Annotated in this window: 13 protein-coding genes; 4 read left to right on the forward strand and 9 right to left on the reverse strand. The window is 64.2% G+C overall.

What is annotated here, in order from left to right; genetic code table 11:
• The first annotated feature begins 78 nt into the window (after positions 1–78).
• Positions 79–2,247, forward strand: coding sequence for a M48 family metallopeptidase (locus LK03_RS06470; RefSeq protein WP_038411579.1), 2,169 nt, complete (start codon positions 79–81; stop codon positions 2,245–2,247).
• 55 nt (positions 2,248–2,302) lie between these two features.
• Here the strand turns inward: LK03_RS06470 and LK03_RS06475 are convergent, their stop codons facing one another.
• The 3 genes from LK03_RS06475 to LK03_RS06485 all read right to left on the reverse strand — a co-directional run bounded on the left by LK03_RS06475 (position 2,303) and on the right by LK03_RS06485 (position 4,815).
• Entirely contained in the window at positions 2,303–3,073 is a 771-nt protein-coding gene (locus tag LK03_RS06475) for a MetQ/NlpA family ABC transporter substrate-binding protein (RefSeq protein ID WP_038411580.1), read from the reverse strand.
• A 63-nt stretch (positions 3,074–3,136) separates the two neighbouring features.
• Complete coding sequence (locus LK03_RS06480; protein ID WP_038411581.1) at positions 3,137–3,808, reverse strand: methionine ABC transporter permease; 672 nt, start codon at positions 3,806–3,808, stop codon at positions 3,137–3,139.
• Positions 3,808–4,815: a methionine ABC transporter ATP-binding protein gene (locus LK03_RS06485; RefSeq protein ID WP_038411582.1), complete on the reverse strand. Its 1,008-nt coding sequence runs from the start codon at positions 4,813–4,815 to the stop codon at positions 3,808–3,810. Before LK03_RS06485 ends, LK03_RS06480 begins: the two co-directional genes overlap by 1 nt.
• Positions 4,816–5,039: 224 nt before the next feature.
• Here LK03_RS06485 and katE point away from each other — a divergent pair, with 224 nt between their 5' ends.
• Positions 5,040–7,184 (forward strand): catalase HPII, encoded by a 2,145-nt coding sequence (gene katE / locus LK03_RS06490; RefSeq protein ID WP_038411583.1) that lies wholly within the window; start codon positions 5,040–5,042, stop codon positions 7,182–7,184.
• Positions 7,185–7,289: 105 nt separating this feature from the next.
• Here katE and LK03_RS06495 read toward each other — a convergent pair whose 3' ends face one another.
• From LK03_RS06495 to zur, 4 genes are all read right to left on the reverse strand, one after another.
• Positions 7,290–7,997 carry a PA5502 family lipoprotein gene (locus LK03_RS06495; RefSeq protein ID WP_038411584.1) on the reverse strand — a complete coding sequence of 236 codons (708 nt, stop codon included), beginning with the start codon at positions 7,995–7,997 and terminating at the stop codon, positions 7,290–7,292.
• A 128-nt stretch (positions 7,998–8,125) separates the two neighbouring features.
• Complete coding sequence (gene znuB, locus LK03_RS06500) at positions 8,126–8,908, reverse strand: zinc ABC transporter permease subunit ZnuB (RefSeq protein ID WP_028695809.1); 783 nt, start codon at positions 8,906–8,908, stop codon at positions 8,126–8,128.
• Positions 8,901–9,674 (reverse strand): zinc ABC transporter ATP-binding protein ZnuC, encoded by a 774-nt coding sequence (znuC, locus tag LK03_RS06505; RefSeq protein ID WP_038411585.1) that lies wholly within the window; start codon positions 9,672–9,674, stop codon positions 8,901–8,903. Before znuC ends, znuB begins: the two co-directional genes overlap by 8 nt.
• Positions 9,671–10,156 (reverse strand): zinc uptake transcriptional repressor Zur, encoded by a 486-nt coding sequence (gene zur, locus LK03_RS06510; protein ID WP_028695807.1) that lies wholly within the window; start codon positions 10,154–10,156, stop codon positions 9,671–9,673. The genes znuC and zur overlap by 4 nt, the downstream gene beginning before the upstream one ends.
• A 65-nt stretch (positions 10,157–10,221) precedes the next feature.
• Between zur and LK03_RS06515 the strand changes: the two genes are divergently transcribed.
• Positions 10,222–11,160, forward strand: a complete 939-nt coding sequence (locus tag LK03_RS06515; protein WP_049870602.1) for a zinc ABC transporter substrate-binding protein — start codon at positions 10,222–10,224, stop codon at positions 11,158–11,160.
• A gap of 37 nt (positions 11,161–11,197) precedes the next feature.
• Here the strand turns inward: LK03_RS06515 and LK03_RS06520 are convergent, their stop codons facing one another.
• Together LK03_RS06520 and LK03_RS06525 are read right to left on the reverse strand one after the other, a co-directional pair.
• A complete protein-coding gene (locus LK03_RS06520; protein WP_038411587.1) occupies positions 11,198–12,148 on the reverse strand; it encodes a homoserine kinase in 951 nt (316 codons plus the stop codon).
• 69 nt (positions 12,149–12,217) lie between these two features.
• Positions 12,218–12,505, reverse strand: coding sequence for a DUF2782 domain-containing protein (locus LK03_RS06525; protein WP_038411588.1), 288 nt, complete (start codon positions 12,503–12,505; stop codon positions 12,218–12,220).
• 75 nt (positions 12,506–12,580) lie between these two features.
• On the opposite strand from LK03_RS06525, the gene polA reads away from it, so the two are divergent.
• Positions 12,581–15,346 carry a DNA polymerase I gene (gene polA, locus LK03_RS06530; RefSeq protein ID WP_038411589.1) on the forward strand — a complete coding sequence of 922 codons (2,766 nt, stop codon included), beginning with the start codon at positions 12,581–12,583 and terminating at the stop codon, positions 15,344–15,346.
• The last annotated feature ends 242 nt before the right edge of the window (positions 15,347–15,588 follow it).

Below are 15,588 nucleotides of genomic sequence, written 5' to 3' on the forward strand. Positions count from 1 at the left end.
GACGGTTTTTTGAAAAGCAGGGAGCAGAGATGAAGTCGCAGGCAGTAGCGGTCGGCATTCGTGTGTGGAGCGTCAGCCATGACACGTGACCAGTGGACGTTGAGCTTGAGGTTGGTGCTGATACCGGCGCTGCTGCTGTTGATGGCGCTCTGGCAAGGCCATCGTGCCGACGCTGCGCGTACCGAAGGGCTGCAACAGCAGAGCGAGTTGCAGGGCTTCGTACTCAACATGCAGCAGTTGCAGGCCCAGCGCTCACGGGAGTCGATTCAGCTGGGCGACAAATCCTATTCACCGGCACTGGCTGAGGCGCTGGCCCAGCGCAGGCTGCATCAGTTGGAGCGTGAAATCCGCATCGCCCGCGTCGGCAGCTGGTTGCCGGGGCCGGCGCAAGGCTTCGCTGCGCTACTGCTGGGGCTCGGCGCCGCGGCGCTGCTGGCGTTACATTTTGCCGGCAAGGCAGCGATGCGTTCGCGCGATCGTCTCGTCAGCCTGTTCTACATCGGCCGGCAGGTGCTGCCGACGGCGTTGTTGTCACTGGTACTGCTGCTGACCATCACCGTGGTGCTGGAAATCGCCTATGAGGCGTTGTGGCTGTTCACCGTGGAGCAAACCGGCTCTGGGCTGGCCAAGTTGCAGGGGGTCGTCGGAATGATCCTGGTGATCATGCTCTGGCCGCTGTATCGCCTGCCGCGTCAGCTCAAGGCGATGACGAAGCTGTTCGACAGTGAGCCCCACGCCATCTTCGGCAGGGCGCTGAGCGAGGACCAGGCGCCGGCCCTGTGGGCGCGGGTCAGGGCCTTGGCGACCCGCCTCGATGCGTTGATGCCCGATCACATCGTGGTCGGCTACTTGGACGGCTTCTACGTGACGTCGAGCGACGTCGAGCTGGCCCCTGCCGGGCAGCGCCTGCAAGGGCGCACGTTGTATGTGCCGATTCCGCTGCTGGCGCTGCTCGACGCTAACGAGACAGACGCAGTGATTGGCCACGAGCTGGCACATTTTTCCGGCCAGGACACCGACTACAGTATCCACTTCATGCCGATCTACGACGGTGCCTGGCGCAGTGTCGGTGTGCTCCGCGAACGCATGGCCGGTGGCTTCCTGCAAGGCCTGCTGACCCTGCCGGCACACGACCTGGCGGTGCATTTCATGCGCTGCTTCGACCATGCGGTGAGCCACTGGAGCCGCAGCCGAGAACTGCTCGCCGACGCCACTGCAGCGCGTCTGCATGGAGCCCAGGCGGTGGTCGATTCACTGGTGCGGACCACCGCTCTGGGCACGGCGATCGACGTCTGCCTCAATGAGTGGTGCCAGCAACCTGAAGCCTGGCCGGACGATGTGCTACAGGCCCTGCTGGCGCATCTGGCGGCGCAGCCGCCCCAGGTACCGGACGGTGAGCTGGACGAGGTGCTGCCTCACCCCACGGACAGCCATCCACCGACCATCCAGCGTCTGCAAGCGCTGGGCATGGGTCTTGAAGCCGTTGACCACGGGCGCGGCCTGCGGGCGGTAGTGCCTTCGGTCGCCATGGCCGATCTGGAGCAGGCATTACCGGGGGGCGCTGTGTTGGCGCGGTACTTGGGCGAGGAGTTGAGCACTCGGCTCGTCGAACACCACGAGCAAATGCGCCAGGAGCTCGAAGCTCGGGCACAAGCGGCCGACGGCCGGTGCGTGTTGCACGAGGGAGCGCAGGCCCGTGGACGCCTTGTACTGGCTCTGACAGTGCTGTTCGCCGCAGGTGGCCTATGGCTGGCATGGATGGCACTGACGCCGGGTACCAAGCCTGGACTGGCGAACTTCTTCGGTATCGTGGCCGGCACGCTGGGCGCGCTGAGTGTGTTGTTCGGTGTGCTTGGCTGGCGCCTGATAAAGCGCGCCGACACCCCTGCGCTGATCTTCGATGCCCATTCCATGCACTTTGCCAACGCGCCCCAGGCCGTGGCGCTGCACCACGTCGAGGACTATCAGATTCTCGCTACCCCCGCATTGACCCTGCGCTTTCAGCTCGCCGAGCAAGCGCCGCTGCCGACGTTCCGCAGGAAGGGTTTCTGGGGGCCTGATGCCAAGTTCGACGCGAAGACGCGCACCATCAGCCTGGGCCTGACGCGCTGGAGCATCGACGGCGAGGCATTGGATGTGCAGGCGCTGGTGGCCTTGGTGGCGCGTTATCTGGAAGGGGGACATGCGCGGCACACGTTGGCCGAGCTGCAGGATCAGGCCCCGTCGACGCAACCGACGGGGCACTGACTGCGATTGCCCACGGCAGCGGGCGTGGGCAGGCGGATACGGCTCGGAATGTGTGTCAGAACGCCGGTACGACCGCGCCTTTGTACTTCTCGGTGATGAACTCCTTGAGCTCAGGCGAATGCAGGGCCTTGACCAGCTTCTGCATGTCGGCGGAGTCCTTGTTGTCCGGGCGAGCCACCAGGATGTTCACGTAGGGCGAGTCGCTGCCTTCGATCACCAGCGCGTCCTTCTCGGGATTGAGCTTGGCTTCCAAGGCATAGTTGGTATTGATCAGGGCCAGGTCCACTTGGGTCAGCACCCGCGGGATGGTCGCCGCTTCCAGCTCACGGAACTTGAGGTTCTTGCTGTTGGCGGTGATGTCCTTGACCGTGGACAGGATGTTGCTGTTGTCCTTGAGGGTGATCACGCCGGCCTTGGCCAGCAGCAGCAGGGCACGGCCGCCATTGGTGGCATCGTTGGGGATGACCACGGTGGCGCCGGTGGGCAGCTCATCGAGCTGCTTGAGCTTGTTCGAGTAGGCGCCCAGTGGCTCGAGGTGCACGCCGGTGACGCTGACCAGGTCGGTGCCCTTGGCCTTGTTGAATTCATCCAGATACGGCTGGTGCTGGAAGAAGTTGGCATCCAGGCGCTTTTCCGCGACCTGCACGTTGGGCTGGATGTAGTCGGTGAATTCCTTGACCTTGAGGTCCACGCCTTCCTTGGCCAACTGCGGCTTGACGAAGTTGAGGATCTCGGCGTGCGGCACCGGACTGGCAGCGACGGTCAAGGTATCGGCATGGGCCGAGAAGGCCGCGACGGCAGCGGCGACAGCAAGCAGTTTCTTCATCAAACACTCCTTGTGGGGCCACAGGCGGCCCCGAACGGGTCGGCAGGGCCGACCCCATTGCGCTTATTTGCGGGAAAAATGCACAACCAGTTTGTCGCCAACGCTCTGCAGAACTTGAACCAGCACCAGCAACAGCACCACGGTGACCACCATCACGTCGGTCTGGAAGCGCTGGTAGCCGAAGCGGATCGCCAGGTCGCCCAGCCCGCCCGCGCCGACCACACCGGCCATGGCGGTGTACGACACCAGGGTAATGGCGGTGACGGTGATGGCCGCGAAAATCCCCGGACGCGCTTCGGGCAGCAAGGCGTTGGTGATGATCTGCCGGGTAGTGGCGCCCATCGACTGGGTCGCCTCGATGATGCCGCGGTCCACTTCACGCAGGGCGGTTTCCACCAGCCGCGCAAAGAACGGCGTGGCACCGACCACCAGTGGCGGAATGGCCCCGGCCACGCCCAGCGAGGTGCCGGTGATCAACACGGTGATGGGGATCATCACGATCAGCAGGATGATGAACGGCAGCGAGCGCAGGATGTTCACCACCAGCGACAGCAGCGCGTAGACGCCCTTCTGCTCGAACATCTGCCGCGGCCCGCAGAGGAACAGCAGCACGCCCAGCGGCAGGCCCAGCAGCACGGTGAACAACAGCGAGCCGAACAGCATGATCAGGGTGTCGCCCGTCGCCAGCCAGATTTCGGCCCAGTCGACATTGGCGAAGAAATTCACGGCGTCCATCAGCGCAGTACCTCCATATGAACGTCAGCCGCGGTGAAACGGGCGAAAGCCGCCTCCATGTCACCGCCAATCAGGGCCAGGGTCAGCTGGCCATAAGGCACGTCCTTGATGCGGTCGATGCGCCCGGCCAGGATGCTGTAGTCGACGCCGGTTTCCCGCGCCACGGTGCCCAGCAGCGGTGCGTAGGTGGCCTCGCCCTGAAAGGTCAGGCGCACGATGCGCCCAGGCACGTGGGCGAAATCGTCGCGCTGCTCGCCTTCATCGACCTGCTCGTCTTCCTGCACGAAGCGCTTGGTGGTCGGGTGCTGCGGATGCAGGAACACCTCGGCCACGCTGCCCTGCTCGACGATATGCCCGGCATCCATCACCGCCACCCGGTCGCAGACGCGGCGAATGACATCCATCTCATGGGTGATGAGGACGATGGTCAGCTTCAGCTCGCGGTTGATCTCGGCCAGCAGTTGCAGCACCGAGGCAGTGGTCTGCGGGTCGAGGGCGCTGGTGGCCTCGTCGCACAGCAGAATTTTCGGGTGGGTAGACAAGGCCCGAGCGATGCCGACGCGCTGCTTCTGCCCGCCCGACAACTGCGCCGGGTATTTTTTCGCATGCTCCGACAGCCCGACGCGCGCCAGCAGCTCGGTCACGCGAGCGTCGATTTCGCTGCGAGACAGCTCACCGGCCAGGGTCAGCGGCAGGGCGACGTTGTCGGCGACGGTCTTGGAGGCCAGCAGGTTGAAGTGCTGGAAGATCATGCCGACCTGCTGGCGGAAGCGCCGCAGGCGGTTGGCATCGAAGGCGGTGACCTCTTCGCCATCGACGATGATCTTGCCACCGGTGGGGTTCTCAAGCCGGTTGATCAGGCGCAGCAAGGTGCTCTTGCCGGCGCCGGAATGGCCGATCAGGCCGAATACCTGGCCATTCTCAATGCTCAGGCTGGTCGGGTTGAGGGCGGGGATGTCTCTACCGCCGACGCGGTAGGTCTTGTGCACATGTTGAAACTCGATCACGTAGCGAACCTTGTGGGGCGCATTGAATTGGGAATCAGCGGTTAGCCGAGGTCGCGCATTTTAGCCTTTTCACGGCGATCTTCTTAGCATTTATTTCCCGTTGGTCCGAACCTGGCGACATAACGCCACTCCGGCAAAACCGGATGGAACGTACGGCAATCAGCCTCAGTCACTACTTGAACGAGCCCCAATGGGCAGCCTGATAATGATGAGGAGTACCCGAGATGCCGACCAAGAAGACGCCGGATTCCAGACACAGTGAGGCTGCCGGGGTCGATACGCCCGATAAGGCCAACACCAACGCCAAGCTGCAAAGCCTGGGCGATGTGCGCAGCGATGCGACCGGGCAGGCGCTGCGCACCAACCAGGGCGTTAAAATTGCCGATAACCAGAACACCCTGAAGGCCGGATCGCGCGGACCGTCGCTGCTCGAAGACTTCATCATGCGCGAGAAGATCACCCACTTCGACCACGAGCGCATCCCGGAGCGCATCGTTCACGCTCGCGGTACCGGTGCCCACGGCTACTTCCAGAGCTACGGCAACCACAGCGAGCTGACCAAGGCCGGCTTCCTGCAAGACCCCGAGAAAATCACCCCGGTATTCGTGCGCTTCTCGACCGTGCAAGGCCCGCGAGGCTCGGGCGACACCGTGCGCGATGTGCGCGGTTTTGCCGTGAAGTTCTACACCGATGAAGGCAATTTCGACCTGGTCGGCAACAACATGCCGGTGTTCTTCATCCAAGACGCGATCAAGTTCCCCGACTTCGTCCACGCCGTGAAGCCTGAACCGCACAACGAGATGCCCACCGGCGGCTCGGCCCACGACACCTTCTGGGACTTCGTTTCTCTGGTGCCGGAATCGGCGCACATGGTCATCTGGGCCATGTCCGACCGCGCCGTGCCGCGCAGCCTGCGCATGATGGAAGGCTTCGGCGTGCACACCTTCCGCCTGATCAACGCCGAGGGCGTGTCCAGTTTCGTCAAATTCCACTGGAAACCAAGCAACGGTGTGCATTCGGTGCTGTGGGACGAAGCGCAGAAGATGGCCGGCAAGGACACCGATTTCCACCGCCGCGACCTGCGCGAGGCGATCGAGAGCGGTGATTACCCTGAATGGGAACTGGGCGTGCAGGTCGTTCCGGAAGCGGACGAACACAAGTTCGACTTCGACCTGCTCGACCCGACCAAGATCATCCCTGAAGAGCTGGTACCGGTAACCACGCTGGGCAAGATGGTGCTCAACCGCAACCCGGACAACTTCTTCGCCGAGGTCGAGCAGGTCGCGTTCTGCCCAGGTCATATCGTGCCGGGCATCGACTTCAGCAACGACCCGCTGCTGCAAGGGCGTCTGTTCTCCTACACCGACACCCAGCTCAGCCGCCTGGGTGGGCCGAACTTCCATGAGATTCCGATCAACCGTCCGGTGGCGCCGAACCATAACAACCAGCGCGACGCGATCCATCGCCAGACCATCCACAAAGGCCAGGCGGCCTATGAGCCCAACTCCATCGACGGTGGCTGGCCGAAGGAAACCCCGCCTGGGGCACAGGATGGCGGCTTCGAGAGCTATCACGAGCGCATCGATGCGCACAAGGTGCGTGAGCGCAGTGAGTCGTTCAGCGATCACTTCTCCCAGGCACGGCTCTTCTTCCACAGCATGAGCAAGACCGAACAGCAGCACATCATCAAGGCGTACAGCTTCGAACTGGGCAAGGTCGAGCGCGAGTACATCCGTGAGCGTCAGGTCAATGAAATTCTCGCCAACATCGACCTTGAACTGGCTGCGGCCGTGGCGGCCAATCTCGGCCTGCCGGCGCCCAAGGCTGGCACCGTGAAAGTCCCGGAGTTTAAGCTGAAGCATTCACCTGCCCTTAGCCAGATGAACCTGCCGGGCACAGTCGGCATCAAGGGTCGCAAGATCGCCTTGCTGGTGGCCGATGGCGTCGATGGCGCCAGTGTCGACCGCCTGACCAAGGCCTTCGAAGCGCACAGCGCGCGGGTGCTGCTGCTTGGTCCGTCGAGCGCACCGGTGAAAACCGCTGATGGCAAGCAGCTGAAAGTCGATGCGTCGATGGAAGGCATGCCTTCGGTGATGATCGACGGCCTCTGGGTACCGGCCGGCAAGGCCGCCCACGACGCGTTGGCCAACAGCGGCCTGGCCAAGCACTTCCTGCTCGAAGCCTACAAGCACCTCAAGCCCATGGGCCTGGCTGCCGAAGGCAAGGCGTTGCTGACGACGCTGGGGCTCAAGGAAGACAAAGGCCTGCTGCTGGGCGACGACAAGAAGGCTGTGGAGAGCTTCGTTGCCGTGCTCAAGGAACACCGGGTGTGGGATCGTGAGGCTGCGGCCGAGGCGATTCCGGCTTGATGAGGGAGCGTGTGGCGGGGGCCTGAGTGCCGCCGCTTAGCGCATCGACACTGCGGGGCAAACCAGGTGACTGGTTTGCCCCGCAGTGTCTTCAGGCGATGGCGTTCACGGCTTGGGCGTGACCAGCACGGCCTGGGCGCTGAGCTGGCGGTGAATCTCGTGGCGCTGCTTGAGGGTGAAGTCAGGGTCGATGGCCTCGACACGTTTCTTCAGCAAGGTTTGCAGCCACGGCGCGTCCTGGCGACGCGGCACCTGGAACACCACCTCGCAGTGATAATTGACCACGTCGGCGGCGATGTCATCGAGCTGCTGGCGAAGGGCGGCGATGTCGGTGGTGTGCAAGGCGATCACGGTAGTTGGCGCGGTGGGGTCGATCAGGCGTGCCTCAGGCTTGGCTTCGGCGGCCTTGAGCGCCGCTTCGGCCTTGGCCAGCTCGGCCTTGCGCGCCTGTGCAACCGAATCACCACCAGTCACCGCCGGCGCCTGGGGCATCAGCGCGCGAGCACGGGCCAGAGCGGTTGCAGCAGCATTGACGTCGCCCTTCTGCAGGACGATCTGGCTGCGTTGCAGGTAGGCCTCGGCAAGTTGACGCTGGTATTGCTCGACGCGGGCATCGTCCGGGGTACGGGTTTGCAGCGCGCTGAGCTGATCTTCGGCGGTCGCCAGTTCGTGGCTGGCGATGGTTTGCTGCAGCTGCTCCCAGCCATCCGGCTGGCTGGCGACCGGTGGCGGCTCGGCCGGCTTGCTCGCACAAGCGCCAAGCGTCAGCGAAAATACGGCAAGCAGTAGGTAACGGGTAGCGAACGGCTTCATTCCTGCGACTCTCTATTTGCGCAAAAAGCGAGCAAGTCTACACCCAGGTGCGCACGCTCGAAAACAGGTCTTACAGACCCTTTACCCGGGAAAAGGTTGCAGAGTGCGCTGGTTCGCACCCCGGCGCTTCAGCGTTTTGGCAGTGCCAGGCTGAGCAAGAATAGCACCGCTGCACTGACCACGATCGAAGGTCCGGCCGGCGTGTCCTTGAACCACGACAGCGCCAGGCCCGCGCACACCGCGGTAATTCCCAGCAGGCTGGCGCCCAGCGCCATCTGCTCCGGCGAGCGAGCGTGACGCTGCGCCGCAGCCGCAGGGATGATCAGCAGCGAGGTGATAAGCAGCACGCCGACGATTTTCATCGCCACGGCAATCACCACGGCGATCAGCAGCATCAGCGCCAGGCGCAGCCCGGCCACCGGCATGCCCTCGACGGTGGCCAGCTCTTCGTGCACGGTCACCGCCAGCAGCGGCCGCCAGAGCACCGCCAGCAGGCACAGCACCAGCGCGCTGCCACCGAGAATCCAGGCCAGGTCGGTGGGGCTGATCGCCAGCAGGTCGCCGAACAGGTAGCCCATCAGGTCGATGCGCACATCGTGCATGAAGCTCAACACTACCAGGCCCAGCGACAAGGTGCTTGGCGCCAGAATGCCGAGCAGGGTGTCGGAGGCCAGGGGCTGGCGTTGCTGCAAGGTCACCAGCACGATCGCCAGCAGCAGGCAGCCGACGGTCACCGCCAGGGTCGGGCTGACATCCAGGGCGAAACCCAGGGCCACCCCCAGCAGTGCGGCATGGGACAACGTGTCACCGAAGTAGGCCATGCGTCGCCACACCACGAACGATCCCAGGGGCCCGGCCACCACGGCCAGGGCCAGGCCTGCAAGCAGGGCGTACAGAAGAAAATCAGCCATGCTTGCAGTGCGCTCCGTGAACATGGGTTGCGGGGGTGATGACCGCGCCATGCAGGTCGTGGCTGTGGTCGTGGTGATGGTGATAGACGGCAAGGTTCGGTGCGGTCTGGCCGAACAGTTCGACGAACGCCGGGTCGCCGCTGACCTGCTCGGGATGGCCCGAGCAGCACACGTGACGATTCAGGCACACGACCTGGTCGGTGGCACTCATCACCAGGTGCAGGTCGTGGGAAACCATCAATACGCCGCAGCCGTAACGATCGCGCAGGCGAGTGATGAGTCGGTACAGCTCGGACTGCCCGACCACATCCACCCCTTGTACCGGCTCGTCGAGCACCAGCAATTGCGGTTTGCGCAGCAGCGCCCGGGCCAGCAGCACGCGCTGCATTTCGCCGCCGGAAACGGTCTGGATCGGGCTGTCGATGACCTGCTCGGCACCGACCTCCTGCAACGCCGCCAACGCTGCTGCGCGGTCAACCCCAGGCACCAGGCGCAGGAAGCGCAGCACCGACAGCGGCAGGGTCGGGTCGACCTGAATCTTCTGCGGCATATAGCCGATGCGCAGACGTGGCTGGCGCCAGACCTTGCCAGTGTGCGGCTTGAGCAGGCCGAGCACGGCGCGCACCAGGGTGGTCTTGCCTGCGCCGTTGGGGCCGATCAGGGTGACGATCTGCCGTGGCGCCACGGCCAGGTCGATGCGTTCCAGGACCGTTTCGCCAGCGAAACTCACCCCCACCTGCTCCAGACGAATCAGCGAATCGCTCATGCCGCGCTCCGGCAGTTGCCGCACAGCCCGACGATCTCCACGGTCTGTGCCTCGACCTGGAAATTCACCGCGGCTGCGCTGGCGACGATGGCGTCACTGATGCTGGCCTGTTCCAGCTCCAGCGCAACGTGGCAGTTGCGGCAGATGAGGAACTGGCCCTGGTGGGCATGCTCGGGGTGGCTGCAACCGATGAAGGCATTAAGCGATGCGATGCGATGCACCAAGCCGTTTTCCAGCAGGAAGTCGAGGGCGCGGTACACCGTCGGTGGTGCGGCACGGCGGCCGTCCTGTTCGCTGAGCACGGCAAGGATGTCGTAGGCCCCCAGCGGCTTGTGGCTTTGCCAGACCAGCTCCAGCACGCGCCGGCGCAAGGCGGTCAGGCGCAGGCCCTGGCGGTTGCACAGCACATCGGCTTCGGCCAGCGCGCTGTGCACGCAGCGGGAGTGGTCATGGGGACGGTGGGCCAGCGGGGTGATGGACATGGGCAGCGACGGCTCTGGATGGAGACGTTATTATGTTACCTGTTCTGTCCAGCCGAGTATTCCCCGTGACCCGATTCCTGGCTTTTTTTGTCGCTTTTCTTACCGTCTCGGCCCATGCCGACGTGCGTGTGCTGACCAGCATCAAACCGCTTCAGCAGATCGCTGCCGCCGTCCAGGACGGCGTCGGCAGCCCCGACGTGTTGCTGCCGCCGGGCGCCTCGCCCCACCACTACGCCCTGCGCCCTTCGGATGTGCGCAAGGTGGGTTCCGCTGACCTGCTGTACTGGATCGGCGAGGACATGGAAAGCTTCCTGCCCCGCGTGCTGGGCCCGCGCAGCAAGCCTACCGTTGCGGTGATGACCCTCAAGGGCATGCACCTGCGTCATTTCGGCGAAGACAGCCACGGCCATGCTGATCAGCACGAGCATGCAGCCCATGACACTCCCCAAGCCGCCGACGAGCACGATCACGACCACCGTCCGGGCAGCCTCGACGCCCACCTGTGGCTGTCCTCCGCCAACGCCCGCGTGATCGCGGCCAAGATGGCCGCCGACCTGGCCCGGCTGGACCCGGCCAACGCCGCGCGCTACCAGGCCAACAAGAAAGCCTTCATCGAGCGACTCGACGCGCTGGATGGTCGCATCAAGGCGCGGGTAGCAGGCGTTGCCGGCAAGCCGTTCTTCGTCTTCCACGAAGCGTTCGACTACTTCGAAGCGGCCTACGGCCTCAAGCACACCGGCGTGTTCAGCGTCGCTTCAGAAGTGCAGCCCGGCGCCCAGCATGTTGCCGCGATGCGCGCGCGCCTGCAGGAAGTAGGCAAGACCTGCGTGTTCAGCGAGCCGCCGCTGCGCCCGCGCCTGGCCGAAACCCTGACCGCTGGCTTGCCGGTACGCCTGGCCGAGCTCGACGCGCTGGGCGGCACCGATCCGGTGGATGCCAACGGCTACGAGCGCTTGCTGGAAAAGCTGGGCAGCGATCTGGCCGGCTGCCTGGAACAGCTTTGAACCGCTGGGCAGGGCCGTACCGCGGCCCTGCCCTCACTCACAAGGCGAACGGCAGGTGCAGCGCGACCTGTTGCCGCTGTGCCAGGCGCACCTCGAACTCGCTCGGGTCGTGGATCATCACGTCCATGCCGGCGAACGATTTGGCGGCGATCAGCCGCGACAGCCAGAAGCGCACGCACGCGACCCGCAGCATCACCGGCCACAGCTCGGCCTCGCTTGCGGTGAAAGGGCGTAGCGCGGCGTAGGCGGCCAGCAGCGCCTGGGCGCGGGGCAGATCGATACTGCCATCGGCGCCACTGCACCAGTCATTGAGGGTGATGGCGATGTCGTACAGCATCGGCCCGGAACACGCATTGTAGAAGTCGATCACCCCGGTCAGGTGGGAGCCTTCGAACATCACGTTGTCGCGGAACAGGTCGGCGTGCAGGTTGGCTTGCGGCAGGCCGAGGATCTGCGCCTTGTGCGCGTCGATTTCCACCAGGGCCTGATCGAGCAACTGGCGTGGGGCGGCCTCCAGATCAGCAGCCAGCTCGCTGCCGGCGCTGAGCATCCATTCCAGGCCACGGTCGGTGCGGCGGGTGATGATGCGCTCGCGGGTGGCCAGGTGAATGTGTGCCAGTAGCTCGCCGACTTGAGCGCAATGCTGGTTGTTCGGGGTCTTGATGTGCTTGCCAGACAGCCGCGGTTGCAGCAGCGCCGGCTTGCCGCACAGCTCGCGCAGGGCATTGCCATCGGCATCGCGCAGTGCATAGGGCACTGGCATGTCAGCCTCGTGCAGCACGTCGAGCAGCTCGATGAAGAACGGCATGTCTTCGCTGGGGCCGCGCTCGATCAGTGTCAGGACGAACTCACCCTGCTCCAGGCTGACGAAGAAGTTGCTGTTCTCGGTGCCGGCGGCGATGCCCTGGAAATCCAGCAAACGGCCCAGTCGGTAGGGCGCGACGAAGGTTTCCAGCTCGGGCCGGGTCACGGGGGTGAAGACTGACATGATGAAAATTTGCCCATGCAGGCACTTCCACCGGGAAGTGCCGGGTTGATGTGAACGATACGCGTCAGCTTACCACTCGAAGATTTTCCACGAGGGAATCAGCATGTCCGGCTGGTCGGAGCGGACGAAGTTGCCGTCGGAGCCGTCGGCGCGTACCAGAAAGTAAGGCTTGCCGTGTTTGGGCGTGACTTTGATCGCGTACAGGAAGCCGTTTTGCCGGTATTCCTGAATGGTCCTGTCGCCTTCCGTGCGAATGGTGACCTCGGGATCGGCCGAAGGGGCCTCGTCCGCAGCGTGGCCGAGGATAGGCAGGCTGGCCATCAGGCCGACCAGTAACAGGCGATTGAATGTCCGCATGATAACCTTGTCCCTTTATCGTCAATGATTCTGGCTATTCTAGCGCCGGACCCGTCGAAAAGGTTGAATCTGCTCATGAGCCTAGCGCCCCTCGTCCTGGTGGACGGATCCTCCTATCTGTACCGCGCGTTTCATGCGCTACCGCCGCTGACCACTTCGAAGGGCAAGCCCACCGGCGCGGTGAAAGGCGTGCTGAGCATGCTCAAGGGCTTGCGCCGGCAGTACCCCGATAGCCTGTTCGCCGTGGTCTTCGACGCCAAGGGCGGGACCTTCCGCGATGCGCTGTTCGCCGAATACAAGGCCAACCGGCCGAGCATGCCCGATGATCTGCGCATGCAGGTCGAACCGCTGCATGCCAGCGTGCGCGCGCTGGGCTATCCGCTGCTGTGCGTCGAAGGCGTCGAGGCCGATGACGTCATCGGCACCCTCGCCCGCAGCAGCGCCGCGCAAGGCCGACCGGTGGTCATCTCCACCGGTGACAAGGACATGGCGCAGCTGGTGGACGAGCACATTACCCTGGTCAACACCATGACTGGCAGCGTGATGGACATCGCCGGCGTGCACGAGAAGTTCGGCGTCGGCCCTGAGCACATCATCGATTTCCTCGCGCTGATGGGCGACAAGGTGGACAACATCCCAGGGGTACCCGGCGTCGGCGAGAAGACCGCCGTCGGCCTGCTGACCGGCATCGGCGGGGGTCTGGCCGAGGTGTATGCCAACCTCGACCAGGTCGCGGGCCTGAGCATTCGCGGCGCCAAGACCCTTGCCGCCAAGCTCGAAGAGCACCGCGACGCCGCGTTCCTCTCCTACGAGCTGGCGACCATCAAGATCGACGTGCCGCTGGACATCGAAGTCGAAGCGCTGGTGTGCGCCGAGCCTGATCGCGACACCTTGCTCGAGCTCTACAACGACCTGGAGTTCAAGAGCTGGGTCGCCGAGGTACAGCGTGAGGCGGTCAAGGTCGGTGACGTCGTCGCCCCGGCCAAGGCGCCGGCGGAAAAGGTCGAAGCGAAGTACGAAACCATCCTCGACGAAGCGCGCTTCGAGCATTGGCTCGAGCGCCTGAACAACGCCTCGCTGTTCGCCTTCGACACCGAGACCACCAGCCTCGACGCGCAGCAGGCGCAACTGGTCGGCCTGTCGTTCGCCATCGAGCCCCATGAAGCCGCCTACGTGCCGCTGATGCACGACTACGAAGGCGCCCCGGCGCAGCTGGACCGTGACCGCGTGTTGCTGGCGCTCAAGCCGCTGCTGGAAAACCCGGCCAAGGGCAAGATCGGCCAGAACGCCAAGTACGACATCAACATCCTCGCCAATTGCGCGATCGGCGGCGATCCGGCCCAGGGCATCGAGATGCGCGGCGTGGCCTACGACACCCTGCTCGAATCCTACGTGCTCAACTCCACGGCCACCCGCCATGACATGGACAGCCTGGCCCTGCGTTACCTGGAGCACACCACCATCACCTTCGAAGACATCGCCGGGCGCGGTGCGAAGAAGCTGACCTTCAACCAGATTCCGCTGGAAACTGCCGGCCCCTACGCGGCCGAAGACGCCGACATCACTCTGCGCCTGCACCATGCCTTGCAGGCGCTGCTGGCCAAGACCCCAAGCGTGCAGCCGGTGCTGATGGACATCGAGATGCCGCTGGTGCCGGTGCTGGCGAAGATCGAGCGCCAGGGCGCGCTGGTCGATGCCGAACTGCTGCGGGTGCAGAGCAGCGAACTGGGCCAGAAGATGGCCGCCCTGGAGAAAGAAGCCTTCGAACTGGCCGGCGAGGCATTCAACCTCGGCTCGCCCAAGCAGCTTGGCGTGATCCTCTACGACAAGCTCGGCATGCCGATCCTCAACAAGACCTCCAAAGGCCAGGCCTCCACCGCCGAGGCGGTGCTCGCCGAACTGGCCGAGATGCAATACCCGCTGCCCAAGGTGCTGATGCAGTACCGCACTCTGAGCAAGCTCAAGAGCACCTACACCGACAAGCTGCCCGAGCAGATCAATCCGCGTACCGGGCGCGTGCATACCTCCTATCAGCAGGCGGTGGCGGCGACCGGGCGGCTGTCCTCCAGCGACCCGAACCTGCAGAACATCCCGATCCGCACCGCCGAAGGCCGGCGCATCCGCCAGGCCTTCATCGCCAGCCCCGGTTACAAACTGCTGGCGGCGGACTACTCGCAGATCGAGTTGCGCATCATGGCCCACCTGGCCAAGGACGAGGGCCTGCTGCACGCGTTCCAGAACGATCTGGACGTGCACCGCGCCACGGCTGCAGAAGTCTTCGGGGTGCCGCTGGAGTCGGTCAGCAACGACCAGCGGCGCAGCGCCAAGGCGATCAACTTCGGCCTTATCTACGGCATGAGCTCGTTTGGCCTGGCGCGCCAGATTGGCGTCGACCGCAAGCAGTCGCAGGCGTACATCGACCGCTATTTCACCCAGTACCCGGGTGTGCTGGCCTACATGGAGCGCACCCGCACCCAGGCGGCCGAGCAAGGCTTCGTCGAAACCCTGTTCGGTCGACGTCTGTACCTGCCCGACATCAATGCCAAGAACCCGGCCCTGCGCAAGGGCGCCGAGCGCACGGCGATTAACGCGCCGATGCAGGGCACGGCGGCCGATATCATCAAGCGCGCGATGGTCACCGTCGATGCCTGGCTGAGCGAGAGCGGCCTGGATGCGCGGGTGATTCTGCAGGTGCACGACGAACTGGTGCTGGAGGTACGTGAAGATCAGGTCGAGCAGGTGGCGCAGCAGATTCGCCTGCACATGAGCGGCGCCGCGCAGCTGGATGTACCGCTGCTGGTCGAGGTGGGGATTGGTTCGAACTGGGACGAGGCTCACTGACGCGTGAGCACGATACCGGTTGGCTCTGCGGCTGAAAGTCGCAGTGCCCAGCCAGTGCGTTAAGCCGCCTGATGCCTGGAGATGCGAACGCTATCGCGATTTGTTTCATCGGCTCAGGAACTAAACCGGTGAAACGCGACTCAGATGTACTGAATGGCTGGTGAAGCCTTTCGATGCTCCTATGTTGTGTTAAGTGTTGGCAGATATCTGGACCCCGCCCTAGCGGTCCGGACTTGGACCCC

Origin of the sequence: Pseudomonas cremoricolorata (assembly GCF_000759535.1) — a bacterium.
Classification (GTDB): domain Bacteria; phylum Pseudomonadota; class Gammaproteobacteria; order Pseudomonadales; family Pseudomonadaceae; genus Aquipseudomonas; species Aquipseudomonas cremoricolorata_A.

What these genes read in the sequence shown, in the direction of transcription:
- katE (WP_038411583.1), top strand. Translation starts at nt 5,040, where the DNA reads ATGCCGACCAAGAAGACGCCGGATTCCAGACACAGTGAGGCTGCCGGG.
- znuC (WP_038411585.1), bottom strand. Translation starts at nt 9,674, where the DNA reads ATGAGCGATTCGCTGATTCGTCTGGAGCAGGTGGGGGTGAGTTTCGCT.
- znuB (WP_028695809.1), bottom strand. Translation starts at nt 8,908, where the DNA reads ATGGCTGATTTTCTTCTGTACGCCCTGCTTGCAGGCCTGGCCCTGGCC.
- LK03_RS06525 (WP_038411588.1), bottom strand. Translation starts at nt 12,505, where the DNA reads ATGCGGACATTCAATCGCCTGTTACTGGTCGGCCTGATGGCCAGCCTG.
- polA (WP_038411589.1), top strand. Translation starts at nt 12,581, where the DNA reads ATGAGCCTAGCGCCCCTCGTCCTGGTGGACGGATCCTCCTATCTGTAC.
- LK03_RS06475 (WP_038411580.1), bottom strand. Translation starts at nt 3,073, where the DNA reads ATGAAGAAACTGCTTGCTGTCGCCGCTGCCGTCGCGGCCTTCTCGGCC.
- LK03_RS06480 (WP_038411581.1), bottom strand. Translation starts at nt 3,808, where the DNA reads ATGGACGCCGTGAATTTCTTCGCCAATGTCGACTGGGCCGAAATCTGG.
- LK03_RS06495 (WP_038411584.1), bottom strand. Translation starts at nt 7,997, where the DNA reads ATGAAGCCGTTCGCTACCCGTTACCTACTGCTTGCCGTATTTTCGCTG.
- zur (WP_028695807.1), bottom strand. Translation starts at nt 10,156, where the DNA reads ATGTCCATCACCCCGCTGGCCCACCGTCCCCATGACCACTCCCGCTGC.
- LK03_RS06470 (WP_038411579.1), top strand. Translation starts at nt 79, where the DNA reads ATGACACGTGACCAGTGGACGTTGAGCTTGAGGTTGGTGCTGATACCG.
- LK03_RS06520 (WP_038411587.1), bottom strand. Translation starts at nt 12,148, where the DNA reads ATGTCAGTCTTCACCCCCGTGACCCGGCCCGAGCTGGAAACCTTCGTC.